Source organism: Pinisolibacter sp. (assembly GCF_036782435.1).
Taxonomy (GTDB): domain Bacteria; phylum Pseudomonadota; class Alphaproteobacteria; order Rhizobiales; family Ancalomicrobiaceae; genus CALBKH01.
The window spans coordinates 1-24,795 of sequence record NZ_DAIPZB010000009.1; the positions used below are offsets into that span (position 1 = coordinate 1).

Annotated in this window: 21 protein-coding genes; 11 read left to right on the forward strand and 10 right to left on the reverse strand. The window is 61.7% G+C overall.

Annotated elements, in window-relative coordinates; all coding sequences use genetic code 11:
- The 5 genes from V7Q42_RS05410 to V7Q42_RS05430 form a co-directional block, all read right to left on the reverse strand.
- Positions 1–850: DEAD/DEAH box helicase (locus tag V7Q42_RS05410; RefSeq protein ID WP_333822930.1), on the reverse strand; the 850-nt coding region annotated here is incomplete at its 3' end.
- On the reverse strand, positions 847–1,458 hold the full coding sequence (locus tag V7Q42_RS05415; protein WP_333822931.1) for a hypothetical protein: 612 nt from the start codon (positions 1,456–1,458) through the stop codon (positions 847–849). The genes V7Q42_RS05415 and V7Q42_RS05410, both read right to left, overlap by 4 nt.
- Positions 1,455–4,241: a class I SAM-dependent DNA methyltransferase gene (locus V7Q42_RS05420; protein WP_333822932.1), complete on the reverse strand. Its 2,787-nt coding sequence runs from the start codon at positions 4,239–4,241 to the stop codon at positions 1,455–1,457. Before V7Q42_RS05420 ends, V7Q42_RS05415 begins: the two co-directional genes overlap by 4 nt.
- On the reverse strand, positions 4,238–4,546 hold the full coding sequence (locus V7Q42_RS05425) for a HigA family addiction module antitoxin (RefSeq protein ID WP_333822933.1): 309 nt from the start codon (positions 4,544–4,546) through the stop codon (positions 4,238–4,240). Before V7Q42_RS05425 ends, V7Q42_RS05420 begins: the two co-directional genes overlap by 4 nt.
- Positions 4,547–4,710: 164 nt before the next feature.
- Positions 4,711–5,100 carry a DUF3024 domain-containing protein gene (locus tag V7Q42_RS05430; RefSeq protein WP_333822934.1) on the reverse strand — a complete coding sequence of 130 codons (390 nt, stop codon included), beginning with the start codon at positions 5,098–5,100 and terminating at the stop codon, positions 4,711–4,713.
- Positions 5,101–6,107: 1,007 nt separating this feature from the next.
- Between V7Q42_RS05430 and V7Q42_RS05435 the strand changes: the two genes are divergently transcribed.
- The 4 genes from V7Q42_RS05435 to V7Q42_RS05450 all read left to right on the forward strand — a co-directional run bounded on the left by V7Q42_RS05435 (position 6,108) and on the right by V7Q42_RS05450 (position 11,026).
- On the forward strand, positions 6,108–7,676 hold the full coding sequence (locus V7Q42_RS05435) for a recombinase family protein (protein ID WP_442958164.1): 1,569 nt from the start codon (positions 6,108–6,110) through the stop codon (positions 7,674–7,676).
- Complete coding sequence (locus V7Q42_RS05440; RefSeq protein ID WP_333822935.1) at positions 7,673–8,572, forward strand: plasmid partitioning protein RepB C-terminal domain-containing protein; 900 nt, start codon at positions 7,673–7,675, stop codon at positions 8,570–8,572. The genes V7Q42_RS05435 and V7Q42_RS05440 overlap by 4 nt, the downstream gene beginning before the upstream one ends.
- The gene (locus V7Q42_RS05445) at positions 8,569–9,498 is read left to right on the forward strand and encodes a plasmid partitioning protein RepB C-terminal domain-containing protein (RefSeq protein ID WP_333822936.1); all 930 of its coding nucleotides are present in this window, start codon (positions 8,569–8,571) and stop codon (positions 9,496–9,498) included. Before V7Q42_RS05440 ends, V7Q42_RS05445 begins: the two co-directional genes overlap by 4 nt.
- 379 nt (positions 9,499–9,877) lie before the next feature.
- A complete protein-coding gene (locus V7Q42_RS05450) occupies positions 9,878–11,026 on the forward strand; it encodes an RHE_PE00001 family protein (RefSeq protein ID WP_333822937.1) in 1,149 nt (382 codons plus the stop codon).
- On the opposite strand, the gene V7Q42_RS05455 is transcribed toward V7Q42_RS05450, so the two are convergent.
- Genes V7Q42_RS05455 through V7Q42_RS05465 form a run of 3 tightly spaced genes read right to left on the reverse strand, consistent with a single transcriptional unit; the run spans position 10,953 to position 14,504 of the window.
- Positions 10,953–11,981, reverse strand: a complete 1,029-nt coding sequence (locus V7Q42_RS05455; protein ID WP_333822938.1) for a TniQ family protein — start codon at positions 11,979–11,981, stop codon at positions 10,953–10,955. The two genes, V7Q42_RS05450 and V7Q42_RS05455, sit on opposite strands and share 74 nt — an antisense overlap.
- Positions 11,978–12,856 (reverse strand): TniB family NTP-binding protein, encoded by an 879-nt coding sequence (locus V7Q42_RS05460; protein ID WP_333822939.1) that lies wholly within the window; start codon positions 12,854–12,856, stop codon positions 11,978–11,980. Before V7Q42_RS05460 ends, V7Q42_RS05455 begins: the two co-directional genes overlap by 4 nt.
- Before the next feature lies 1 nt (position 12,857).
- Entirely contained in the window at positions 12,858–14,504 is a 1,647-nt protein-coding gene (locus V7Q42_RS05465; protein ID WP_333822940.1) for a transposase family protein, read from the reverse strand.
- Between the two features lie 128 nt (positions 14,505–14,632).
- On the opposite strand from V7Q42_RS05465, the gene V7Q42_RS05470 reads away from it, so the two are divergent.
- From V7Q42_RS05470 to V7Q42_RS05480, 3 genes are read left to right on the forward strand one after another with little or no spacing between them, the layout of a single operon-like run.
- On the forward strand, positions 14,633–15,655 hold the full coding sequence (locus V7Q42_RS05470) for an RHE_PE00001 family protein (protein ID WP_333823026.1): 1,023 nt from the start codon (positions 14,633–14,635) through the stop codon (positions 15,653–15,655).
- Positions 15,656–15,697: 42 nt separating this feature from the next.
- The gene (locus V7Q42_RS05475; protein WP_333822941.1) at positions 15,698–16,039 is read left to right on the forward strand and encodes a type II toxin-antitoxin system RelE/ParE family toxin; all 342 of its coding nucleotides are present in this window, start codon (positions 15,698–15,700) and stop codon (positions 16,037–16,039) included.
- On the forward strand, positions 16,036–16,317 hold the full coding sequence (locus V7Q42_RS05480) for a helix-turn-helix domain-containing protein (protein ID WP_333822942.1): 282 nt from the start codon (positions 16,036–16,038) through the stop codon (positions 16,315–16,317). Before V7Q42_RS05475 ends, V7Q42_RS05480 begins: the two co-directional genes overlap by 4 nt.
- A 127-nt stretch (positions 16,318–16,444) precedes the next feature.
- On the opposite strand, the gene V7Q42_RS05485 is transcribed toward V7Q42_RS05480, so the two are convergent.
- On the reverse strand, positions 16,445–19,708 hold the full coding sequence (locus V7Q42_RS05485) for a DEAD/DEAH box helicase (protein ID WP_333822943.1): 3,264 nt from the start codon (positions 19,706–19,708) through the stop codon (positions 16,445–16,447).
- Positions 19,695–20,495, reverse strand: coding sequence for a hypothetical protein (locus tag V7Q42_RS05490; protein ID WP_333822944.1), 801 nt, complete (start codon positions 20,493–20,495; stop codon positions 19,695–19,697). The genes V7Q42_RS05485 and V7Q42_RS05490 overlap by 14 nt, the downstream gene beginning before the upstream one ends.
- Positions 20,496–21,002: 507 nt before the next feature.
- Between V7Q42_RS05490 and V7Q42_RS05495 the strand changes: the two genes are divergently transcribed.
- From V7Q42_RS05495 to V7Q42_RS05510, 4 genes are read left to right on the forward strand one after another with little or no spacing between them, the layout of a single operon-like run.
- Complete coding sequence (locus V7Q42_RS05495; protein WP_333822945.1) at positions 21,003–21,554, forward strand: hypothetical protein; 552 nt, start codon at positions 21,003–21,005, stop codon at positions 21,552–21,554.
- Positions 21,551–22,906, forward strand: a complete 1,356-nt coding sequence (locus V7Q42_RS05500) for a 7-cyano-7-deazaguanine synthase (protein WP_333822946.1) — start codon at positions 21,551–21,553, stop codon at positions 22,904–22,906. Before V7Q42_RS05495 ends, V7Q42_RS05500 begins: the two co-directional genes overlap by 4 nt.
- A complete protein-coding gene (locus tag V7Q42_RS05505; RefSeq protein WP_333822947.1) occupies positions 22,903–24,093 on the forward strand; it encodes a helix-turn-helix domain-containing protein in 1,191 nt (396 codons plus the stop codon). The genes V7Q42_RS05500 and V7Q42_RS05505 overlap by 4 nt, the downstream gene beginning before the upstream one ends.
- Positions 24,068–24,688, forward strand: a complete 621-nt coding sequence (locus V7Q42_RS05510; RefSeq protein ID WP_333822948.1) for a hypothetical protein — start codon at positions 24,068–24,070, stop codon at positions 24,686–24,688. The genes V7Q42_RS05505 and V7Q42_RS05510 overlap by 26 nt, the downstream gene beginning before the upstream one ends.
- Positions 24,689–24,795 lie beyond the last annotated feature (107 nt).

The following is a 24,795-nucleotide window of genomic DNA, read 5'->3' on the forward strand; positions in this document are numbered from 1 at the left end:
CGATGATGTGCTCGACTTCCTTGATCTTGTCTTTCGTGCTCTCGCGCGAATTGACGTTCGGGATGTGGATGATCGTCTTCTCGGCCGGATTCAGCACCTTCAAGATGTCGTCGGCATAGGAGTCCGAGTAGAAGAAATAGCCGATGTCGAGCTGCTTCAGATACTGATAGCCGTTGAGCTGCTCGTAATAGGTGTAGGTGACGCTCTCGAACTTGCCTTCGTCCTGCGGCGCGAGCACGGCCTCGGCGTCGCCCCTGAAATAGGAGCCGGTCATCGCGATGACATGAACTCGGTCGCGCGCGATAAACTCGCCCAGATGCAGCCCGAGCTTGTTGTCGGGATTTGCCGAGACATGGTGGAATTCGTCCACCGCGATCAGCCGGTCATCGAAGGCCTCGATCCCGAACTTGTCCACGGCGAAGCGGAAGGTAGCATGAGTGCATACCAGCACCTTGTCGCCGCTTTCGAGGAAGGCGCCGAGCGTATTGACCTTGCCACCATTGTCGTTGCCCGGCGCATCGCACAGGTTCCACTTCGGTTCGACGTGCCAGTCGGCCCAGAAACCGTGCTTGCTCAGCGGCTCGTCATGAAAGCTGGAGCCGATGGACTTTTCCGGCACGACGATGATGGCCTGCTTCACGCCCTGATTGGCCAGCTTGTCGAGCGCGATGAACATCAGCGCGCGGCTTTTGCCCGAGGCCGGCGGCGACTTGATCAGCAGATATTGCTCGCCCCGTTTCTCGAAGGCGCGCTCCTGCATCGGCCGCATGCCGAACTCGTTGGCCTTGGTCGAGCTGCCGTTCGTGCCGTATCGCACCGAAACAGAAGGGACTTTCTTTTCGCCCGTCATAGTTCAAGCCCCCCATTCTTGCCACTTGCCTGACGGCGTTTTTGAAATTCAGCTAATTTGTCTTGGAAGAATTTCTCTATATCCCAGCCCCAGTCCCAGAACTTCTTGGGGGTATCGGGCAATCGAAATTCGCGCCGTAGGTCTTTTACCAGATTCACTGATTCTAGGCCAAGGTGCGCATAACCTTCCTGCCTAGCTGAAAACATTTCATCGTAATCGGGCGGAAACGAGTGTTCAGCCGACGCAGATATATATCGGTCAGTTTCGCGTGCGTTGTTTGGCAAGGACAAGATGCGGTACATCAGTACGAAGCTGATACTTCGCCAATCTATGTCGTCTGGGAAGGTCGGTGCCTCCGGCGTAGCAGCCTGCGGGTCATAATATTCCTCGCCTTGTTCGGTCCTTCCGGCTGGGCGACCCTCGCATGTTCCATCGTCGGAGACGACAGAGACACACCCTTGCGCAAATTCATCAAGGACGGCGATAAGCCGAACAGCCGCGTATCGGCCATTGCCTCTCCGGTTGAAGAAGTGCGCCACCAAATCCTTGAAGCTGGTCAATAAGCTGCCAAGAATGACGCCAAGAAGCCCGATGATCGCTGCGTTCATGCCGCACCCACTTTTCGCTTCTTGCCGGGGCCAGCTCCGGCGCTCATCTTGGTGTAAAGCTCGAACAGTTTTTCCAGCCGCTCGGTGTCGTTCTTGAACCGACGGCCGATATAGATGCGCTCCAGCACCTCATCGTTGCGTTCATGGGCCGCGCGGAGATCATCAGGCATCTTCGAAACGCCGTCTTTTACTTCATAGAGATCGGAGATTGCCAAAGGAAAGTGGGACTCTCGGGCGAGGAGAATATCCTGACCACATCGCATGAGGTCGGCTCTGTTTTTTTCGGTCAGAGGTGGCACCACAAATGTGTTGTATCCGAGGACGTTCGAATAGCTTATCCTTTCCTCAAGTTTGCCGCAGACCGTTTCTGCCCATACTCTGTGCATTCTTGACGAACATATCGCGAAGACGAATAGGTCTGCTCCGTAAATTGTGAATAGTTTATTCGTTGCGATGCTGTATTCATCTATAATTCCACAAGGAATGTAGTCACGCTTCTCCGATGAAACCTCCGGGACAACAACAGCGGCTTTTCCATAATCTTGGATTTGAATAAATCGATGTGAATCAAATGCGCGCTTACGTGTCGACTCTGCTGGGCTCTGAAGGCGCGCTTCGCGCACTGCATCAATGCGTTTCGCAATTGAGCTTATAGATGCAGCTTGATCTTTTTCGTCGTCTTCAATCCATAGGCAGTAGCGGTCAATGCCGTCTATCAGCTCTTTCGAGCCATACAATTTACGAATAAAGCCTGCTGCATTGGGATTTTCTTGCAAAATATCGCGTCTTTCGCTTGCTGATAATATCAAATTCCCGCCATCTGTAGGTTGGTTGCCTTTGAGCATCCGGGGGAAATTTGAGATTGACTCGCCGTGTCGCGGAATAAAAACGTCTGAAAAATCGAGCAAATATGGATTTATACGTGCGACATCTCTTTTCGAGTTGTCGGAAAAAATGAATTTCCGCCCTCCACTAACCTCTCGAATGCCAACGACAACGCAGGTCACGCCCGCATTATTCTTTGCGAGATTACTCCACTTGAAAGCAGACTGGGCGAAGAATATTTCCAGCCCGCTCGACAGCAATTTCGGCCAAAGCAGGTATACCTGCTCTCCTTGGCAGATCGAGTTCGTAGTAACGAATGCGGCAGCGCCAGTCATCATTCGGCAGAATTTGCCAGATAGCCAAAACCATCCCGAGATATAATCCAGATTTTTATATTTAACATTAAATGGCTCGAAAAGCCTTTGTATGTCAAGCTTTTGCTCTTTTGACTGCTTCGAGCTTCCGACGTATGGCGGATTGCCACAAATGTACGTCTCGCCTCCTTCGTTTTCGAAATCAATCTTCGCCTGATCGAGCGGGGTGTTGAACAGATCATCACCGTGCAGTTTCACACCCGTTCCGGTCGGTGGGCAGATGCTGAGCCAGTCGAGGCGCAGAGCGTTACCGCAGGTGATCCAGTTCTGCGCGTCAAGCGGCAGGAAGTCGCGCAGCGCCTCCTTCTGGCCGCGATAGAGCACGTCACATTGATATTCAGCGATGATGAGCGCCAGGCGGGCGATCTCGGCCGGGAAGTCGCGCAGTTCAATGCCGCGAAAATTCGTCAGCGGGATGTCCGTGCGCCGGTCGGCCTCGCCGCGACGCTTGTTGATCTCCGCCTCGATGGCCCGCATCTCCTTGTAGGCGATGACGAGGAAATTGCCCGAACCGCAAGCCGGATCGAACACGCGGATCTTCGACAGGCGCTTGCGCAAGTTGAGCAACATGCGCCCGTTGTCGCCAGCCTCTTCCAGCTTCTCGCGCAGATCGTCGAGGAAGAGTGGGTTCAGCACCTTCAGGATGTTGGGCACGCTGGTGTAGTGCATGCCGAGCGCACCGCGCTCATCATCATCCGCCACCGCCTGGATCATCGACCCGAAAATATCCGGGTTGATCTTCTTCCAGTCGAGGCGCCCTATATGCAGCAGGTAAGACCGAGCGATGCGGCTGAAGCGCGGGACATCTGTGCTGCCGGAAAACAGACCGCCATTCACATAGGGGAAGCGGCTCGCCCAGCGCGGAACCCCGGCGGCGGCATGCGCTTCCGCCTTGGTGTTCATGACGCGGAACAGTTCGCTGATCACCTCGTGGGTGTTCGACGAATCCTTGGCGCTCATCGTCTCGATCGCCGAGGTGAATGCAGCCTCGCCGTCGAAAATTTCGGTATCTTCGGCAAAGAAGCAGAAAATCAGCCGCGCCATGAAGTGGTTCATGTCATGCCGACGCTGGGCCGTGCCCCATCCGGGGTTGTCTTTCAGCAGTTCGACATAGAGTCGGTTCAGGCGGCTGGTCGCCCGGATGTCGAACGAGCTTTCGCGGACCTGCTTGACCGTGGTGATGCCGGCCAATGGCAGGAAGAAGCCGAAGTGGTTCGGGAAATCCGCGAAGGTGCAGGAGACCGGCGCATCGTCGGTCGTGAGGTCTTCGGCTTCGAACAGGTCGCCATCCGTCGCCAGCACGAAACGCGCCTTCGCCCGCGCCGTGGCCGGGCTCGCCTTCAGCGCGGCGAGGGTGCGTGTAACATCGCCCGGCTTGCACACGGCAATATGGATGTTGTTCGTCTGAAGAACGCCGCCCCAAGGGCCGTCAAAGTCGGACTTGTTGGACTCGCCCTTGCGCAAGCGCTTCAGCGTCGTTTCCTTGTTCCCGAAGGCTTCGAGAAACGCATAAGGGAACTCTTGAGGATCGAAAGGCCGCTCCGCCAGCGCCGAGATGGCTTCCTCGATTTCGACCGCGTTCATTCGTTCTCTCCACCTTCCGCAGCCCGCGCGTGGAAAGGTTCGACGTTGATCTCGTTGGCCCGGCGCATGACCACGGCCAGCTCGTAGTCGAGCTGCCGGAGCAGCCATTCGCGGGCCGAAGTGCCGAACGCCTTCTCCAGCCGCACGGCCATCTCCGGTGAAATCCCTGACCGTGAATTCAGCAAGTTGCTGAGGGTCTGCCTATCTACGCCGAGTACTCGAGCGGCTTCTGTCACGCTCAACCCGTGCTTTTCCAAACATTCCTGCCGAATTGCTGATCCTGGATGCATCGCCGATCGATCCATTCAAATCCAAGCACCGCGACCTTATAGTGATAATCGACACTCGACAATGACATCATCCGGTCTGTTTGCGGATCGAGATGCATCTCTCCCCGTTCAATCAGGACAGCGTGATCGCACCCCTTTACCAGTCAAGTGACGGATCGCATCGATCTCGCGACCTGGCCTCATCGCGGCTGGACCAGCTCCTCGGTTTCGATGGCCCGCAACGCTTCGTCCAAGGTGAGCCTCGGATGGAGGCACAGCCACTGCCCGGTGTGGCGATGCCACATCAGATCGAAGCGCTCACCGGTCGCGTGGTCGAGGCGAGCGAAGCCGATATCGAACTCCTCGCCGGCGTTCTCCGAAAAGCCCGAACGGTATCGCTGAATGAAACTGTAGCGGCTGCCACGCCACCGCCCGGTCAACGCAATGGGATAGTTGAATGCCGTCGGCCGGATTTGGGGCAGGAAGCGCGGCACCAGAACCCCTGCGATGAAGTCTTCGCATCGTGCGGCGAGCCTCGCCTTGTCCTCCTTGGACAACGGTCGAGCCCAGGTCTCGTGTTGGTCGGTCATCGCTCGTCCCCTCATCCGAACTCCACCCTCCCATCGACGCATCGCCATGATGCGGAGACAGCACACCTTGTCGAGAGCTCTTCGATGTCCCGGCCAGTTCTCGCGGTGCGTAGCGCGTGGACGGCGACAGGCGATCCGAGCGGACTTGGGCGCAGAAGCCGTGCCGGTTTCCGAGTTGGTCGACCCTCCCCGAGAGCGCCATCATGCTCCATCAACCTCGAGCAGCAAGCGTAGAACATATCTGCCTGTCTTCTTCGACCCCACGAATGCGATCAAATCTCTAGACCGAAGGACGGCGATATCGCGCTTGGCGGTCTTGGTGGAAACGCTCCAACACGACGCTATGTCGGTATGCCGTACTCGCGTCTTGTTCGTCATTTCCGCGAGAAACCATCTCTGTCTGTTGTTCAGATCTGGCAAGCTAGAAATCGCCATGGGGACATTTATGGGGACAGTCCTGGGGACATTTGCAGGGACACAAGGCGAGGAATTCGCCTGGTGAAGGTAGTTGGATGACCTAACGGAAGCGAGGTGCGCACCTTGCTGAGACCACGTGGACTTCATGACCTCACGGGGTTGCTTTCCACCTTCGGCGTCGCCCACTTCGCCAGAGGCCGGTGCTCGCGCAGCCGCAACGACCAGATCCAGAACAGTGCTCGATTCTCGAATGAGGCGAATGAGATAGTGCCCACGCGGTCCGGCTCTTCCCTCCAGCCAGTTCTTGGCCGTTTTCTCGCTGGCGCCGGTCCAGAGCATGATGATCTTGATCGCCCGATGTGTGTCCCCGAGCTCAGCTCGAAGGGCATTGGAAATCGCCCGCGCGAATGCGACAGGTGATCGATCGGCGGATGATCGGCTCGGAAAGTCATTGCCCTTTTTCGGAAACATGTTCCGGCCCCCGAACGTCTAGACTTGTTTCGCAGCGCAGACGGCGGAGTCCGGGCCAGGGCTTCTTGCCCCGAGCACGACGGATCTCGCGCGAGCCGGAGCCGGCGGAGACGACTGTCGTGGCGGAATGGGGTCGACCAACGGAGGGAAATACCGAACGAGCGAAGCGCATCCGCGCAGCCGAGTACGTGCGGATGTCCACCGAACACCAGCAGTACTCGACCGAAAATCAGGCCGACGCCATTCGTCGATACGCTGCGGCGCATGCCATCGACATCGTGAAAACTTACGCAGATGAAGGTAAAAGCGGCCTTCGCATCGAGGGTCGCAACGGGCTCAAGCTTCTTCTCGATGACATCGTCACGGGGCGCGCCGACTTCGAGACCGTCCTCGTCTACGACGTAAGCCGTTGGGGGCGGTTCCAAGACGCGGACGAGAGCGCCTACTACGAGTACATCTGCCGCCGAGCCGGGATTGCCATCCTCTATTGCGCCGAACAGTTCCCGAACGACGGCAGTCCGATGTCGACGGTCATGAAGGGCCTGAAGAGAGCCATGGCCGGCGAGTACAGCCGCGAGCTCTCCACCAAGGTGTTCGCCGGTCAACGCCGACTGATCGAGCACGGATACCGGCAGGGCGGCCCCGCAGGGTTCGGACTTCGGCGCGTGTTGATCGATCAGGCCGGATCCATCAAGGGAGAGCTGAACAGGGGCGAACAGAAGAGCATCCACACCGATCGTGTGGTGCTTCGCCCTGGCCCGGAGCCCGAAATTGCCGTCATCGCGCAGATCTACCGGACCTTTGTTGCGACGGGGAAAACGGAACGCCAGATCGCCGACGAGCTGAATGCCCAAGCGATCCCCACAGACCTGGGCCGGCCATGGACGCGGGGAACTGTTCATCAGGTTCTGATCAACGAGAAGTACATCGGAAACAACGTCTGGAACCGGATGTCCTTCAAGCTGAAGCAAAAGCGGATCCGTAACGAACCGTCGGCGTGGATCCGCGCCGACGGCGCCTTTCCCGGCATCATCGACCGGAATCTCTACGACGCCGCGCAGTCCATCATTCAGGCTCGTTCATTCAGACTGTCCGACGAAGAGATGCTCGCTGGACTACGGGGGCTCTTCGAAGCGTGCGGCACGTTGTCGGGGATCGTCATCGATGAGGCGGAGGGGCTACCCTCCAGCAGCTCCTACCGCTCCCGGTTTGGGAGCCTTCTGCGCGCTTATGGGCTCGTCGGCTACAGTCCACGTCGCGACTACCGCTACATCGAGATCAATCGCGCACTGCGGCGTCTCCATCCGACGATCGTCGCCGACATCGTGAATGGGCTCACATCGGTCGGCGCGGTCGTCGCCCAGAACGTCGAAACCGACATGATCACCGTGAACGGCGAATTCTCGGCTTCGGTGGTGATCGGTCGGTGCCGACAGTTGCCTTCCGGGACACTCCGGTGGCGCTTGCGACTGGATACCGGCCGCCGCCCGGACATCACCGTGGCCGTCCGCCTCGACGCGCAAAACCGCCATCCGGTCGATTTCTATCTGTTGCCCAGGATCGATGTGGCAGCGCTCCAGCTGAATCTCGCCGAGGACAACGGCCTCGGCCTCGACGGCTACCGCTTCGATTCCCTCGACATTCTCTACGATCTGGCGACGCCGACCCGGCTCACGGAGGTGGCATGACCTCGAAATCGCGTCCTCAGGTGATCGAGATGATTCCGATCGCGCGGATCCATGTGCTGAATCCACGGTCGCGCAACAAGAAGCAGCACCGGGAGATCGTCGACAACATCGGCGCCATCGGACTGAAGCGTCCCGTCACGGTCATCCGACGTGGCAGCAAGGAGGACGCCGGCTACGACCTCGTCTGCGGTGAGGGCAGGCTGGAGGCGTTTCGGATGCTCGGAGCAATCGAGATTCCGGCCGTCATCGTGGAGGCGACGGAAGCCGAAGGCTTGGTCATGAGCCTCGTCGAAAACATCGCCCGCCGGCAGCATCGACCCATCGACATCATGCAGGAAATCGGCGCCCTACATTCCCGCGGCTACAGCGATGGCGGGATTGCCGAGAAGATCGGCTGTACGGCGAGTTGGGTCAACATGATCGTCACGTTGCTCGAACGCGGCGAGGAGCGATTGGTCGCCGCCGTCGAAAGCGGCCTGATCCCCATCTCCTTCGCCATCGAAATTGCACGGGCTGAGACGAGCGAAGCGCAACAGATCCTCATGGAGGCTTACGCGGCAGGAAAGCTCAAGGGCAAGAAACTCACGGCAGTTCGTAAATTGATCGATCAGCGCATGCGTCATCAGAAGGCGATCTTCGACGGAGGGCTCGGCCGCAAAAACACCCCGAAACACCTGACATCGGCCGAGCTCATGCGGATATACCAACGCGAGAGCGACAAGCAGCGCCTCCTCGTGGTGAAGTCCAATTTTGTCCAGAGTCGGCTGCTCTTCATGATCGAAGCACTGAAGGATCTTCTGAACGACGAAGGTTACCGAACATTGTTGCGCGCCGAGGGGCTCGAATCTCTACCTCGCATTCTGAGCGCGCGAATTGCAGGGGAGGCCGTGCAATGAGAGATCATGACGACAACGGCAGCGAGCGACCGATCAGGCTCTCGTTCGAGGCGGTAAGCATCACCGTTGCCATAGCCCAGCTGGTCCCACTGAAGACCTTCCGCCCAGGTCTGAAGGAAAGCTCCAAGTACACGCAGATTCTCAGTTCCATCAAAGCGGTCGGCTTGGTCGAAGCTCCCGTCGTCGCCCGAGACCCCAAACATCCCGATCGCTATTTCCTGCTCGACGGCCACCTTCGGATCGAAGCCCTGAAGGACATCGGCGTGAGCGAGGTCGAGTGCATCGTCTCGACCGACGACGAGACCTACACCTACAACAAGCGGGTCAATCGCCTGTCCGCCGTTCAGGAGCACGGCATGATCCTGCGGGCGATCGAACGGGGTGTTCCAGAGGCGCAGATCGCCGAAGCGCTCGGGCTCGATCCGAAATCGATTCAGAGCCGGGTTCGCATGTTGAACGGGATATGCCGGGATGCCATCGACATCCTGAAGGACAGTCCCTGCCCCATTGGCGTGTTCTCTCTGCTCCGACAGATGGCGCCGATCCGGCAGATCGAGGCAGCAGAGATCATGGTCGGACAGAACAACTTCACTGCCGTCTTTGCGCGCGTACTTCTGGCCGCAACGCCCGACAAACTGCGCGTGACACTGCGGAAGAAGAAGGACGATGGTGCATCGATCACCTCCGACCAGCTCGCGCGCATGGAACGAGAGCTATTCAATCTCCAGATGCAAGTAAAATCTGTCGAGGAAAGTTATGGAGCGGACAACCTTCAGCTGATCTTGGCGATCGGCTATGTGAAAAAGCTTCTCGCCAATTCACGGGTCGTGCGCTGGCTCACCCAACACCACCCGGAATACCTGAGTGAGTTCGAAGCGATGGCCGGCATAGAGAGCTTCACCGACGGCAAACTCGCCGCTGAGTGACGTAGCGGAAAGCGGATCTGGAATCGATAGGAGGTACTTATCGATGGCTAGACACACCCGCCGACGCATGCCCGAGTGCCGGAAGTAAAGTCCTCCTTCACTTCCGTTAACTGATCGTTCACCATGTTGGTCAACATGATGCGATCGCTCCCCACCCGCCTCGATGCCTTCCCCTGGGCCCGTCTTGCGCCGTCGCTGTCGCTTTCACTCAACGATTTCAATTTGCAACGCTTAGAGAAAAACCAGCACGCGATTTTCGCTCTTCGATTTCAGTCGGCCGCCGCCATCCCTCTATCCAGACAGGGATTTCTGTCTGGGAACTCGAAAAGTTCGCGGCAGCCGTCACAAACCATCCTCCCCTCCCCTCGCAGGCCTCCCGATGACCTCTCCGCGCCCCGGCCTTCCCGATCCGCTCCCTTGGGCTCTGCTGGCGCGGCCGCTGGCAAGCGCCGAAGACGCGCTGGCACGGCTCGACGAGCGATTGCGAACCAGCCCGATCCGCGACGGCTGGATCGCCAGGACCCATTTCGGCGACGCCGCCGCCGCGCTCTGGCTCGACGGCGAGCTCGTCGCCCTCGAAGACCTGGTGCTGCACGACGCCCGTCTCGATGCGCGCGCCCCCACCCACGAACTCACCCGGGCGCACGCCGTGCTGAGGGAGCGCCGCCGCATCGCCGGCGCCGATCCCGGTTGGGCACTGTCGGACACCGGGCTCGCGATTTTACGCGGACGGAACGCCGGAGACGAGGGGCTTCCCCGAGAGGCCGGGCATGAAACGGGCCTCGCCTTCGAGGACGAGGGCGATGAGGACGCGCCGGATGCCGAGGGGGTCGACGCGAGCGGCGGCGACCGGACCCTGGCCGACGCCTTCGCCGCGGTCGATGCGGCGATCGCCCGCTCGAACCGCGCCCTCGCCGGTGAGGCGTCGCGCCCGCCGCCGCCGCGCCGAGATCGTGACTCGCTCGTCTACGACCTCGACTGGGACGAAGAGGCGCGTCTGGCCGAGTGGCGCAGGGTCGTCGATCGAACCCGCGATCTGCCGCCGACCCTCGCCGCCGCGATCGCCCACACGGCATGGGGGGCGATCGAGCCGTTGCAACGCGCGCCCGGCCTCGGCCGCCTGCTCGCCGCCGCCCTTCTGCGGGAGCGCGGCAAAGCGCGCGCCCATCTGCCCTGCCTCGCCGAGGGCGCCAAGGCGGTGCCGCGCGAACGGCGCCGGCATCGCGACGCGTCTGTGCGTCTCGTCGCCGAGCTCGACGCCATCACCGCCGCCGCAGAGGAGGGGATGAAGCAGCACAACCGCTGGCTCACCGCCCGCACGCTGCTGATGCGCAAGCTCGCCGGTCGCCGCTCCACGTCCCGGCTGCCGGAGCTGGTCGACTTGGTGATCTCGAGGCCGCTGGTCTCGGCCGGCATGATCGCCGAGGCGCTCGCCGTCACGCCCCGCGCCGCACTCAATCTGGTGGCGGAGCTCGACCTGCGTGAGACGACGGGCCGCGGAAGGTTTCGGGCGTGGAGCGTCCTGTGACCGCATCGCGATCACCGTGACCCTCCTTCAAACGCGACCCGCCGGCGGCGACTCGAGCATAGGCCGCCACCAGATCCACGAGCTCGGCGCCACGTGGATGCGCCTGCGAGCTCGGCGACGGTCTCCGACCCTCGCCGCGAAAATCCACGAACCGAGCGATCGGCTCCTCACCAGCTCTCTGCGCCAGTCGCTCGAAGCAACGGATGCGCGCCGATGCCGACAGATTGGTGAGCAGCCGGCTGGAGCCGCCGCCGGCGACGACGGGCAGGTGGAGGAGGCGTGCGACCAGCACCTCGGTCCGCGACGACTCCTCGGGTGCCCTCACCTTCCAGACGTCGTCGATCGAACGTTCCAATCGCCGCGCCGCCACCGCCACCGGCACCCTCGCGGCGTCGCGCAGATCGAAGCCGCAGTGCGCGCAGACATGTTGTGGGATCAGATCCGTCTGAGCGAAGGGAGCCAAGGCGCCGCGGCAGGCGGGGCAGCGATCACGCAGGCCGCAACCATGCCTGAAACAGGAGATCCGCGACGCCAACCGCCACGACCGCCGAAAATACGGTGCCCTATCCTCGGCAAAACACGAGGTGCAATACTGGATCCAGGTCGACCTGTTTCGGCGGGCGGCCGCGCGCAAAGGCAACAGGAGCGACGCCGGCGCGCCGTCCGTCGTCGCCAGCGCCGAGATCGTCCCACGCGCCACACCCGTGCGAGCACCGAGCCGCGCCGCGAGCGCGTCGGGGAGATGCCCGTCGAGACGGGGCGACCACATCCCGTCGCCCAGCCCGAGCACGTCGGCGAAAGCCCGTGGCGCGATGCCGTTGGCGATCGCCAGACGATGAAGCCAGCTCGACGGCAATTCGTCGGGCTCGGGGTCGGCGACGACCGGCCACCGATCCGCGACGACATCCCGGTATCGTTCGCGGACCTCGATGGCGAAGCCGGCCGCGCCGCTCACAGAAGACCGTCCCGTTGGGGCGCCGTGCGGCGTCGCGACACCGGGACGTAGTCCAGCGCGTCGATCGAGGTCCGGGTGATCCGCTCGGCGCCGGATCGCACCGCCGCGACCGCCGCCGCCGTGACGATCGTCACGATTTCACCGATCAGGCCCTCCGAAAGCCGGAAGATCTCACGCGCCGTGCCTTCCTCGGCGAGATCGGACCGGCGCGCCAACGGCAGGGCGCCTTCGAGACTGTCGAGGAGCGTGAGGTACTCCTCATCGTAGCGCCAGCGCGGCACCGCGATGAGTTCGAACCGGCTCGCCATTTCGTCGGTCGCGTTGATGAAGTCGTAGACCGCGACCTCGCCGATCAGAACCGGCGATATGTCGAACTCGCGGCCGATCCGGCGTAGGAACCCCAGGACCGCTTCCACGTCGCGCGAGCGGCCGCGCAGCGCGTTGTGGAACTCGTCGAAGATCAGGACTCTGGGTTTGAGGCCGTCGAGCAGCCGATCGACCTGCTCGGCCTTGCGGCCGACGTCCCGGCCGCTTCCCGTCGGCGCGTGCAATGCGCCGAGGATGCCGGCGTAGAAATGGGCGAGCCCGGCGCCCTCGCGCGTCTGGACCACCCACACCCGCTGTGCCTCGGCGGATCTCAAATGCGCCACGGCGAACCGCTCGGCGATCATCGTCTTGCCGTTGGCGTAGGGCCCCACCAGCATCAGACCGCGGGTGCGCAGCGCCGGCGGTCGCAGGAGCAATTCGTTCAGCCGTTCGAGCGCCCGCCCGGCACCGTGATGTCCGATCCAACGCGGAGCCCGGATGTAGGCGATCCGGTCCTCCGGGCTACGGTCGAGCCAGGGGCGAACGTGATCGAGCAGATGGTCGGCCATCTCACCAATCCTCGACCGGCAGCCGGCGCCTCTCACGGACCGGGGACGCGGCCGGGGCGTCGGGCTCCGACGGGCGCAGGGCCTCGTGGGGTTTGCCGGCCTCCGCCGCGTGGGTCCGGCGCACGGCGTCGCGCAGCACGGCCTTCGCCGGCTTCGATCCACCGACGATCTCGGCGATCCGACGCTGCAACGCCACCTTCTCCGTCTCCGATCGCGCGTTGGCGGCACGGCGACGCGCTCGTTCGTCGCGGTGTTCCCACAGCGTCATCGGCGCGAGCCGGCCATCACGCCGGGCGACGGGGCGAAACTCCCGCGTCTCCGGATCCCGGACATAGATGCGGCTGATGTCGCGGGGGTCGTATCGCACCTCGAGCCGGCCCAACCGGTCCCGCAGAGGCACCAGGCGACCCAGCCACGGCGAATAGTAGTCCAGCGCAAACATGCCGACGCCCTGCGGCGACAGGCGTCGTTCCACCCCGGGCAGGAAGGCGAGCAGGACCCGCGCCGGATCGTCCTCGAAACACGGCAGATCGAGGCTGCTGCCCGCCCATTCCGTCGCCGGCACCCGCAGCGTCTTCTCGTTCTGCTGCAGATTGTGATCGATCGCGGCCAGTGCGACGCAGCGCTCGAGGTCGGCGAAGCTCAGGCGTGCGCGCTGCTGCGCCGGATAGCCGTCGCGGTCCGCCACAGATCGGCCCGCCGATCCCGGATGCATCGCAAGAACGCCGTTGAGCTTACCGAGCAGCCGCTCGACCACCCCGCCGTGATGGACGCGACCACGATCGCGGAAACGAACCCGGATGCCGTAGTCCTCGCAACCGCGCTGGAACGCATGCCCCTTGAACTCCTTCGCCGAGTCGGTCACGAGCTGTCGCGGGCGCCCGAACATCGGCCAGGGTTGGTCGATGCCGCGCGCCGCCAACCAGGCCTCCTTCGGGCACATCGCCTGGGCGAGGCACAGCGCGACCGACAGCGCCGACGGCTTCTCGAGGGTCAGGCAGAAGCCCAGGATGCAGCGCGTCGCCACGTCGGCGACGAGGGTCAGATACGCCCGGCCGGCGAAGACGCCTTCGCCCTCCACCACCTCGACGAAATGGATGTCGGTCGGCGTGTGATCGATCTGACAGACCTCGAGCGGCTTCGCCGCACGGATGTATCCCGGTCTCGGTTTGAGCCGCAGCAGATGTTTCGGGTCGGCCGACCGCTTCTGGGCGATTTCTTCCGGACCGAACAGCACCGGAATCCGGCGGGCGACGGCGAGATAGGACGGCGCGGCCAAGCCCGCTTCCTCGCAGCGGGCGCGGATCTCGGCCACGACGGGCGCGAGAGGCGGCGCCTCCAGCGTCAGCCACTGCGTCCGCAGGGTCGTCGCGATGATGACCTCGACGTCCGGGTCGAGTTGCTTCTTCCGCGCACCGCTCCGGCGCGGCAACAACGACGACACCCGCCGGTCGACGCGATAGCGCGCCAACAGATTGTAGATCTGTCGGGTCGAGAGGCCCAGCTCGGCCGCGGCCCGTTCGACCGCCGCACGATGCGAACCCGCCGCATCGAGGATCCGGTCGAGTTCGCGCGCGACGCGGCGCGCGGTGAGCCACGCCTCCTCCGACGGCGGCGAAGCCGCAGAAGGGGTCGTTCGGGTTTGCAATCGATCGGGCAAATCGCGCCGCCAGTGAAATCGTTGGCGAAAATTCGTGCCCCTTCTACCGCCCAAGCCCAACGGACGTATGACGTTTCGGCGTTTGAAATCGGAAGTTAAAAGCGACATCGGTAGCCATTGCCGAAGACGCGCTCGCCCGTCTCGACGAACGCATCGCGCGGAGCCCGATCCGCGACGGCTGGTGCGCGCGGAATCGTTTCGCCGAAGCCGTGTCGAGCCTCCTCCTCGACGGCGTGCTCGTCCAGCTCGAGGATCTGGTTCTCCACGACGCCGGCCTCGACGCTCGCGCCCCCTCGCCCGAACTGACCCGGGCACACGCCCACCTGCGCCGCGCCCGTCGCCTGGCCACCCTCCCTCCCGGGGCAACTCTCGACGTCGCCGGTCTGCTCGCTCTCGTCGGCCGCGGCGCACCGAAGTCGGCCGAGGCGGAGCCCCCTCCCCTCGCCGACGGGGCTGAGAGCGAGGGCGACGACGCGTGGGCCACGACCCTGGGCGAGGTCGACGCCCTCCTCGCCCGCACCGACCGACTGCTCGCTCGCGCCACCCTCCCCTCCTCCGACGAGCCGACGGGATTGGTTCGGCCGGCGCGCCCCGATCGCAACGCGCGCCTCGCTCGGTGGGTCGCCGAGATCGAGGCGACCCGCGACTGGCCGCCGACCCTCACCGCCGCCCGCGCCCTCGTCGCCTGGGAGTTCTACGATCCCCTCCCCGAAGAAGACGGTCTCGGCCGGCTGCTCGCCGCCGACCTGCTTCGTGCCCGCGGCAAGGTGCGATCGCATCTGGTCGACGTGTCGTCGGGACTGCGGGCCGTGCCGCCGGAACGCCGACGCAGTCACGATCCGCTCGTCCGCCTGCAGGCGGTGCTCGACGGTCTGGCGCTCGGCGCCACTCGCGGGCTCAAGGATCACGACCGGCGCCTGACCGCCCGCGACGCCCTGCTGCGCCGCGTCGGCCGGCGCCGCACGAGTTCGCGTCTGCCGCAACTGGTCGAGTTGGTGATCGCCGCACCGCTGGTCACCACCGAAACCATCGCCGACGCCCTCGGCGTGACGCCGCGCGCCGCCGCAGGCATGGTGGCCGAGCTGGGCCTGCGCGAGATCACCGGACGCGGACGGTTCCGCGCCTGGGCGGTCGGGTGAGAACGGCCTTGCCAGGTCATACAAATTTTTGTATAAGATGCCATGAGCAAAGACCCGAAGCCCGTCGAGTTCCTCGGATCCTCCCTCGACGATCTGCGCGAGTTTCCGCTCGAAGCCCGACGAGAAGCCGGCCATCAGCTCGACCGCGTCCAACACGGGCTCGATCCGGACGACTGGAAGCCGATGACGTCGATCGGACCGGGCGTCCGAGAAATCAGGATCCGCGATGCGTCCGGCGCTTGGCGGGTCGTCTACGTCGCCAAGTTCGCCGATGCCGTCTGGGTCCTCCACTGCTTCCAGAAGAAGACCCAGAAGACGTCTCGTACCGACATCGCTCTCGCCACCGCGCGATATCGAGAACTCTCGAAGGAGATCGACCGATGACCGGCAAGCGTTTCGAAAGCGTCTGGGATGCGATCGCCGATACGCCCCAGGAAGCCGAAAACATGAAGTTGCGCTCGGCTCTGATGATGGAACTGCGCCGTCATCTGGACGAGAGCGGCCTCAGTCAGTCGGAAGCCGCGAAGTTGTTCGGCGTGACACAGCCGCGGGTCTCCGATCTCGTACGGGGCAAAATCGATCGCTTCGCCCTCGACACGCTCGTCAACATGCTCGCAGCCGCCGGCATGCACGTCGAGTTGACGATTGCCAAAGCTGCATAACACGCAGTCATACAGACTGCGCTGACGATTACGGAACGACGACGGTCAGCACGAGTACTTTCGTTGATAATTATTACCTTGTTTATCAAGACCTATAAACGAATGTAGATCGATGCGTAGAACAGCATCATCCTGCACCTCCAGGAGGAAACAGCTGCTGCAACCTGCCAAATGCAAGGTGGGCATCGATCGAACGGAGAACCGTCTGAAAATCGGCGCCCATTTGGGCCTGCCGACCGGGAAACTGATCAGCATAGGAACGATGAATGACGACACGCGAGCGGATCAGCGAAGTACGATGAGCGAAGGCAACTTTTTCCGGTGAATCGAGGCCTTTGCGGATGGCGATCGGCAAGATTTCCAAAACGGCGGGATTTGCGGATACCTTTCCGGCCTCCTCTAGGGCATGTTGTACAAGGACAGTGAGTGCGCTAGCGATCATGTAAAAGCGGCGGTTCATGAGCTTCAGAACGAAGTCTCTCGACCTCTTGCAGGTTCCGATCCTAGCAGGCAAGACCCCGAGCGCCGCTTCGATTGTAGCAAACGGAGCACCACTCAACCAAGCGCGTAGAGCTGGCTTGAGCAATGCCATCTCCGCGTCGGTGCTATCGCCTCCGGTTTTCCTACCGCGCGTCACTGCCTTGACGGTTTCTACGTCGCTGCCGAACAACAGCGCGTAGTTTTGCCGATCGGCAATCACAAAGTCGATCAGCCAATCGCACCACTCGATGACCGAGGTCGGGAGTCCGTCGATTTCTGCAGCGATGCGCGCGGTCAGCGCGGCCAGTGGCTCGATCTGCATGCCACTGAAAGCGGCGACCTTTACCGTCACCACTTCGGCCGCCAGGGCATCGGCTTCCAGCGCTGCCTTCAGCAACGCAATCTTGGCATCAAACGCCGCCTCATTGCCCTCCTTGCGCGCCTGGAAGGCCGCGAAAGAGCGGCTCATCATCTGAATTGGGCGATTGGTATCCTGCTCTTCGCCCTCTCCAGCCCGTAAGCGGCTCAAGAAGTAATGAACATCTGGGCCGTCAACGTCGCCGAGCTGGATGCGGTCGAGCAAGGCGGTCAGCGGATCGTCGATCGTAACGCATTGGTCGTTGGCGGGCAGCACCTTTGCGAGCATGTCGAACGCAGCGCCGGCCGGAATGCCGTTCGCGGCAAAGGCGACCGGCGGCTCGGGTATAAGCAGGACGGTACCGTTGGCGAGATGACCCGCGCGACCGGCGCGGCCGGCAGCATTGAGGATCTCATGGCTCTTGAGCGGTTCGCGGCCATCCTCGTCATGGCGCATGGTCCCGGCTAAGATGGCGACCTCAGCTGGCAGGTTCATCCCCTGGGCGAGCGTAGGCGTGGCAACGATAATGCTTGCCCCGTCCCGTCGGCGAAACAGCGATTCAGCCATGCGCCGCTCGATTGCGATCATGTCGCCATTGTGCGGAAGCGCGGGCGCGGTCGGATCCAACAGCGAATGCTGAGGCCCGCCGAGTTCGGCGATGATGTCGGTCCAGAGGTCGTTTTCAAATTCGGTGAGCGCGCCGACAGGCGGGAGGCCTGCCCGGATCCTGCGCGCGGTGCTTGGCGCATGATCCGCCTGGTTGACGAACACGATCGTTTTCAACCCTGCACGCGCTGCGCTCGCGGCAAAGGACCCGCCGACTTCGTTGGAGTTGGGGGTCGCTCCACCGACGCCATAGTTCAAGCGCACGCTGCCGTCGGAAAGACGTACAATTCGGCGATCCGCAGGCGCGTTGCGCGCCCAGGTATTGTGAAGGCCGAACAGAGCAAAAGGGACCAGATCAAGCGGCGGCCGGTCGCTGGGCTGACCATTGCGCTCGGCGAAATTTGCGGCACGAACGACCTGATTTGCCCAGCTGAGCTGATTATCTGCATAGGTGACGACGCCACGGGCTTGGCGGCTTGGCTTCCACGGGTCGAGGAAGCTGATGCACGGGCGACCGGTAAGCTGACCGATCCACTCGGCTACGTCGGCCGCGTTCTGTAGCATAGCGGATAGCAACAGATAGTCGGCGTCCGGGGCGCGTTGAAGTGCGTGAAGGAGGCACAGCATCGCATCGACGCTGCGCGCCCCGCCGCCTGCCGGACTAAGGAGGTGACATTCATCGAAGACGATCAAACCAAGGTCAGCAACATCGGCATCGGCAAAGCTGAACACCGCGAGCAGGCGCTCAGGCGTCATCACCTCGATGGCGCCGAGTTCAGGTCCCGAGATGAAGGCAACGAGATCGCCATCGGTGGAAATCTCGTAGTCGGCGAGGCTCTTTGGGAAGCTCTCCAAGAGATCGTCGCGGAGCTGATCGACCAGAGCCAAGGTAGGTACTAGAAAAATCACCTTCCTACCCACGCTGAGTGTAGCAGCGATCTTCAACTCGGAGAGGGTGGTTTTACCAGCACCCGTAGGGAGGACCAACACGCCCGAAGTGCCAGCGTCGAGAAATCCGGTCGCAACGGCCTCGCGATGATTGGGCCAAAGCGTTGGCTTGGCCTGCGCGCGATGGCGAAGCCAACGCCGCCAAGCAGGCTCGACCGCGCCTGTCGGCACCGGGAGGTTGGCAATTCCAGCGCCTTCCAGGCCATCCGCCACGTGGCGCAGTAATCGCGCAAGATGCCGCGGACCAGCGTATGCCGAGACGAGGTGAGCACCTGGGCCGGGCACTGCTATATTGGCAACGGCCAACTGTGTGACGCGATCGAACAACGCCTGCGGCGTGTCCAATAAAGGATAGGCAAGAACCGGCGGAACTTGGGCAAGAAGGCGGGCGACTAAATGGATGAGACCGGCCCAGCAGAGACCATAAAGGCCCTGTATCGCTTGTTCGGTAAGGTCATCGCCGGGCGAAGGTTGCAGACGTGCCAAGCGTTCCGCACGCTCAAGGATTGCCGTGAACCGCTCTTGAGCCAAATCCTGGATACTCTCGAGCAGGGCCCCTCGATGAACGTCTTCTAGGCGACCGCCGGCGAGGCCGCGCGCCGCTTCGCGGGCGTCCGGGCTTTGTTCGGCGATGAGAAACAGCAGCGGTGCTGCGATTCTCGGATGGATCGCCGCAGCACTCATGAATGCCGTGCGATCGGTCGGTGTGGGCATGACCCGGCCGAGGATCTGATAAGCGGTACCGGCGACAAAGGCTGCGGCTCGGCGAGCCATTCCATCGAGCGTATCGTCGACCTGAGCTTCGTAGACCGCAGCAATGCGCGTCAAGCGTTCGATCTGTGCAAGATAATCGGGCGCATCAGCAAGCCGGGCAGCGCGGAGGCGCAGTCCGGCGAGCTCTGCGTAAATGCCGGTGAGCTCTTGGGGAAGGAGTTGCGGATCAACGTCCTTCAACGGCGGAGCTGATCGGATCAGCGCGGCGGTTTCAGCGTCGAACATCTAAGACCTCGATCTTTGCCCAAACCTGGGCTGAGAAGGCCGCGAACCAACCGCGCACGTCGTCAAGCGGCATGGTATTGCCACCCCGTATCGCGACATCACCATCGATCGCGTCATAGCCCGCGAAGAGCGCAAGTCGCTGGGCAGCAGAGAATCCACTTGGGGCTACCGTCAGTGAAGCCTGAAAGGCAAGCGGCCGTGCCCGGATCAGCTCGTCATAAGCGGCGGCACGTTCTTCTGGGGTGAAGCCAAGACCAATCAGAAGCGTGGTCGCCGTCTGAGCGAGCTGATTGTCGCGCGCACCCGATACGTACTCTTGAAAGGCTGCGAGTACATCCTGAGAGAATAGCTGTCGCCAGTTGGTTGTACACTTATATTCATAGACGGTCGCGCGCGTTATAGCGCGGGCTACCGGATCAATCGTCACCCTCACGCAGTCAGTGCCCTGATTCGTTGCTTTCAGATGTGGATCTGAAATGGCGTCGTTGACGGTCGAGGTTAGGCGAGCAGCTACCCAGCTGATGATCTCGAACAGCAGGCCGTCACGATGCCAGATCTTTGGATCGGTTTGGGGGTGAAGTTCCAGCCGAAGCTTTTCCTTCAATGCCGCACTCACGATCGGAGGTGTGCCGGCCGGGTGGACCCCTGCAAGGATCCGCGCGGCGTGGAGTGCGCGACCTATAAGGATTTGCGCGCAGACTTCGGCGAGAGCATCGGCGTCGGCTACCATCCAAACCGACCCCAGGCATTGCGGCAACATAGCGGTAGGCTGGACGATCAGAGTCACACGCTATCCTCGTTCTAGATGGGCTGGTTGCGACGGCGGGCGGCGATAATGAAGTCGACCATATCGACTAGGTTGACACCAGAGCGATGCAGCAAGGAATGAGTGTGCCGATTGTCGCGGGTACAGGCAATAGATCTTTCTGTCTGCTCCGTCTTCCAAACAGTCGGTTTAGACCTTCGCTTTGAAGCGCCGATATGTATAATTTCCTACTGATTTAGTAGAATAATAAATAATCTGGGTTGCTTTGTGTATCATCTTGCACATTCCCTGCTCAATACTGACGCTTTTTCCTTCGTTCTTGGATGTCAACGAACACTCTGAGGAGGTCTTATTTGTTCAGAGAGCAGACCCACTTGAGCTGGATATCTTCAGCCATTCTGGGGGAACGCCATAACCAATGCAGTTGAACAGTGGGCCGGCCACGATGTGACTGTTCCTCTCCGCTGCGCTGGGTTGAATTGACATTGTCGCATTTTTATGTGATTCATTCTGACATTGGAGGTCGCCATGAGTGATGGTCCTCACCGCAGCCTGCCTATGCGCCCGCACTGGAAGCTGACCGCCTGGCGGACGGCGAATCTTGCCCATTCTATCGACGAGGTCTGCGAAGCTATGGCGCACGCCTTGAAGAAGGACATTCTCGGAGCCCCGATTGCCGCTGTCCGGGAGATCTTGAACGGCGACATGCTGTTCGAGGAAATGCGCATCGATCAGTTGGAGGCGCTTAGGGCACGCTCGCCGCGGTCTGCCGCGACCAATACTCTGATCGACTGCGCCGTCGAAGCTGCAGGCATCGGCGGGGAGGCCGGCACCGAGGCGGCGGTCGCCGCCGCGATCGGAGAGATCAGGCACTCCACGAATAGAGGCATCGACGAACACTATCAACGCGAAACTGACGCCAGAACGAGCCGTACGGTACGCGCTCGGCTCGACGAAGTTTCTGCCAAACTCGACTGCCATGCCATCGCTCGCGAACTGCTTGCCCATGGCCGACTGCCGTCCAGCCGCTCTGTCGAAGTTCCCCGCCATACCGGGCTTGATGAGGGGCCGCCGCTATGAGCGTAACCGCTTATGAAGCTAGAGTGCCGGTACGTGCGATAGACGCTATTTATTCGGGACAAGCGCGACGTGGCCGCTCGTCCTTCGACATGGCGAAGCACTTTGAGTTTTCGACGACCGCACTTGAGTCTTATGCTTTTGCTCTGTGGGAACCGGTTATCTATGATGCGATGGTTGTGGCGGCGTCTGTGGAATACGCCGATCGGACCTTCGCTCGCCCTAAGTTGGGCTGGGGCCGGGCGTTTACGGTCCGCATTCCGGTGCTGGAGCCCAAGCGGTGGCTGGATTCCGCCGTATATAGCGCCCTAAAGGACGCAGTCAGCTTTCTGACTGGTGACGACTGGGACTTCGAATTCATACAGAGGGCGGGCGAGACGCCCTGTCCGCCGCAGGACTGTTTTCACTTCAACATCAAGACTGACTCCGTTATGGCCTACAGTGACGGCATGGATTCGCGTGCCGTTGCTGGGTTGGTCGCTCAGTCGGGTCGCAAGCTCGTGCGCGTAAGGGTCGGTCCCAAGGCCGGTGGGCGCCCGTCGCGTGGCGCCCCTCTGCCATTCGCGACTGTGCCCTACAATGTGAAGGCTGCTGGAGAAACTAGTGCCCGCAGCCGTGGGTTCAAGTTCGCGCTCATCAGCGGGATAGCCGCCTATCTCGCCGAGGCCTCGGAGATAGTTCTACCTGAAAGCGGTCAAGGTATATTCGGACCAGCTCTGGTCGTTTCTTCAGTACAAGCTTATCCTGATTTTCGCAGTCATCCCCTTTTTACGAAGCGCATGGAGCGGTTCCTCGCCGAGCTGCTGAAACGGCCGGTTCGCTTCGTCTTTCCACGCATCTGGTTCACGAAGGGCGAAACACTGAAGGCCTATGCCGCGCTACCGGGATGCGACGACTGGCGCGAGACGCGCTCGTGTTGGCAAAGCGCCCGGCATTGCTCGCTTAATGGCCATTTGATGCAGTGCGGCGTCTGCGCCGCGTGCATGCTCCGTCGGATGAGTATCCATGCGGCCGGTCTGACGGACGATGACAGCGAGTATGTCTGCGGTGATCTGTGCGCTGCGACGTTAGAGGATTCGGTGCAGCCCGGTTTCACCATGCGTGGCCGGCGCGCTCTGCGGGAATACGCGATAGCTGGCACGCAGCATCTCGACCACATGGCCGATCTTGTTCTGCCAACTCAGCGGTCTGCGCTGCGTCGCCATGCCTTGCTCGTCGGTCCGGCGCTGGCTATGCCGGTTGCCGACGTGGAGAGGGAGTTGATGAGCGTGATCGAACGGCATGCCGCTGAGTGGAATGACTTTTTGCAGGATAAGGGAGCGCGTTCCTTCCTGAGGCAATGGACGCGGGCATGAGCATGATGGGACCATGCGAGCGACTGTCGGACGCGGAGATTGGTGAGCGGCTACGTTTTGCGCGTGAAGGCCGCAAGATCACGCAGGCCGCAGCCGCCAACCTGATTGGAGCGGCCCGCACGACGATCGTAGCGATCGAGCAAGGCAAGCGGCGCATCCAGATGAACGAATTACAGCAGCTTGCGGCCGCTTACGGGACGTCAGCCAACTCTATCTTGCGTCGGGAGGCTGTCCATCTCGACATGGCACCACGCTTTCGCAAGTTGCGGGAAAGCGAGGATGCCGAAGTCGAACAGGCCACCCGACTTCTGAATGACCTTGTGCGGGCGGAAGTCGAACTGGAAGACGCACTCGGCATCGCGCGCGAGCGCCGCTATCCTCCGGAGCGTCCGATCCTCCCCGGCGAACTCTATACCCAGGCAGAACAGCACGCACAGGAACTGCGCGACTGGATCGGTCTTGGTCCCGGCCCCGTCACGGACATCATATCCATCCTCGACCTCCAACTGGGGGTACGCGTTTATGTCCGGCAACTACCCAGCAAGATCTCAGGCCTGTTCGCCTATGACGAGCGGACGGGTGCGTGCATTTTGCTCAACGCCAGCCATCCGCACGAACGCGTAACCCAAAGCGGCGCGCATGAATTGGCGCATTTCATATCGACGCGGCGACAGCCAGAGGTGTTGACCGAAGACGAGCTTTTTGTATCGCGCGAAGAGCGTTACGCGAACATTTTCCAGCGCTGCTTTCTAACGCCCGGGCGCGAGGTTAGACAACGCTTCGCTGAAATTACGGCAGGACAGTCGCACTTGACCCGCCGTCACGTCATTCTTCTTGCCCATGCATCAGGGGTGTCGCGCGAGGCGATAGTTCGACGCCTCGAAGAGTTGGACCTTGCACGGCGGGGAACCTGGGATTGGTTCGTCTCGAATGGCGGCATCAGCGACAAGGATGTGGCTCAGGTGCTCGGCCAGCTGCCAGAACGCCCGTCATATAGGGGCCTGTCTAGGGGTCTAGTGCCTCCGCGCCTCGCCCTTCTCGCGCGCGAAGCGTGGAAGAAGGGGCTCTACAGCGAGGGGCAGCTCGCGCGGATGCTCCAGCTCGATCTATACGGCATAAGGGAGGTACTAGACGGCGCGGAGCGTGAGGAGAGCGAAGCTGATGAGCTTGTCCGCATTTCCCGCTGATCCGAATCAAGCGTTGATAGTCGATGCAAGTGTAGTGATCGGCCTCAATGCGAGCGGTTACGCGCGACGTATTATTGCGCTGACCCAGCCTCGTATTATCGTGCCGGACAATGCTTATTACGAACTCGCTATAGGCTCACGGTTCGGCCACAACGATGGCGAAAAACTCGATGAATTGGTTGTAGCCGGGCTTGTAGAGCGCATGACGCTAGAAGGCACTGCGCTGTCAATCTACGAGTCGCTAATCGACAGTACCTATGGTGATACGCTCGATGACGGCGAAGCCGCAACGATCGCCATTGCCGTTCAGCGCGGCGGGATAGCCGTCCTCGACGAGAGGAAGGCGCGGCGCATGTGCCGGCAACATTTTCCGAATGTGGCCCAAGGATGCACTGCGCAGTTGCTTTTGGGGGCTACGGCCCTCGGCGGGGCCGCACATGCCGAAGCGATGATCAATGCCTTATGCAAGGGACGGATGCGTGTGCCACCTGAATTTCTGGACGCGGTCGTTGCCCTGATTGGATTAGAGGTCGCGGCGGAATGCCCCAGCCTACCGCGCTACGTCCGGCAGGCTACAGTGCGTCCCGCCCAATGAGGTCGCCTCTTTGCGGAGTTGGTCTCAAGGTCGGTAGCAAAATGCGAACGTGCGTCCACCTGCGCTAGCCAAGTCCCCGCTTTGGGTCGGTAGTCACCGGTTCGAAT

What these genes read in the sequence shown, in the direction of transcription:
- V7Q42_RS05415 (WP_333822931.1), bottom strand. Translation starts at nt 1,458, where the DNA reads ATGAACGCAGCGATCATCGGGCTTCTTGGCGTCATTCTTGGCAGCTTA.
- V7Q42_RS05420 (WP_333822932.1), bottom strand. Translation starts at nt 4,241, where the DNA reads ATGAACGCGGTCGAAATCGAGGAAGCCATCTCGGCGCTGGCGGAGCGG.
- V7Q42_RS05425 (WP_333822933.1), bottom strand. Translation starts at nt 4,546, where the DNA reads ATGGATCGATCGGCGATGCATCCAGGATCAGCAATTCGGCAGGAATGT.
- V7Q42_RS05430 (WP_333822934.1), bottom strand. Translation starts at nt 5,100, where the DNA reads ATGACCGACCAACACGAGACCTGGGCTCGACCGTTGTCCAAGGAGGAC.
- V7Q42_RS05440 (WP_333822935.1), top strand. Translation starts at nt 7,673, where the DNA reads ATGACCTCGAAATCGCGTCCTCAGGTGATCGAGATGATTCCGATCGCG.
- V7Q42_RS05445 (WP_333822936.1), top strand. Translation starts at nt 8,569, where the DNA reads ATGAGAGATCATGACGACAACGGCAGCGAGCGACCGATCAGGCTCTCG.
- V7Q42_RS05450 (WP_333822937.1), top strand. Translation starts at nt 9,878, where the DNA reads ATGACCTCTCCGCGCCCCGGCCTTCCCGATCCGCTCCCTTGGGCTCTG.
- V7Q42_RS05460 (WP_333822939.1), bottom strand. Translation starts at nt 12,856, where the DNA reads ATGGCCGACCATCTGCTCGATCACGTTCGCCCCTGGCTCGACCGTAGC.
- V7Q42_RS05475 (WP_333822941.1), top strand. Translation starts at nt 15,698, where the DNA reads ATGAGCAAAGACCCGAAGCCCGTCGAGTTCCTCGGATCCTCCCTCGAC.
- V7Q42_RS05480 (WP_333822942.1), top strand. Translation starts at nt 16,036, where the DNA reads ATGACCGGCAAGCGTTTCGAAAGCGTCTGGGATGCGATCGCCGATACG.
- V7Q42_RS05485 (WP_333822943.1), bottom strand. Translation starts at nt 19,708, where the DNA reads ATGTTCGACGCTGAAACCGCCGCGCTGATCCGATCAGCTCCGCCGTTG.
- V7Q42_RS05495 (WP_333822945.1), top strand. Translation starts at nt 21,003, where the DNA reads ATGAGTGATGGTCCTCACCGCAGCCTGCCTATGCGCCCGCACTGGAAG.
- V7Q42_RS05500 (WP_333822946.1), top strand. Translation starts at nt 21,551, where the DNA reads ATGAGCGTAACCGCTTATGAAGCTAGAGTGCCGGTACGTGCGATAGAC.
- V7Q42_RS05505 (WP_333822947.1), top strand. Translation starts at nt 22,903, where the DNA reads ATGAGCATGATGGGACCATGCGAGCGACTGTCGGACGCGGAGATTGGT.
- V7Q42_RS05510 (WP_333822948.1), top strand. Translation starts at nt 24,068, where the DNA reads ATGAGCTTGTCCGCATTTCCCGCTGATCCGAATCAAGCGTTGATAGTC.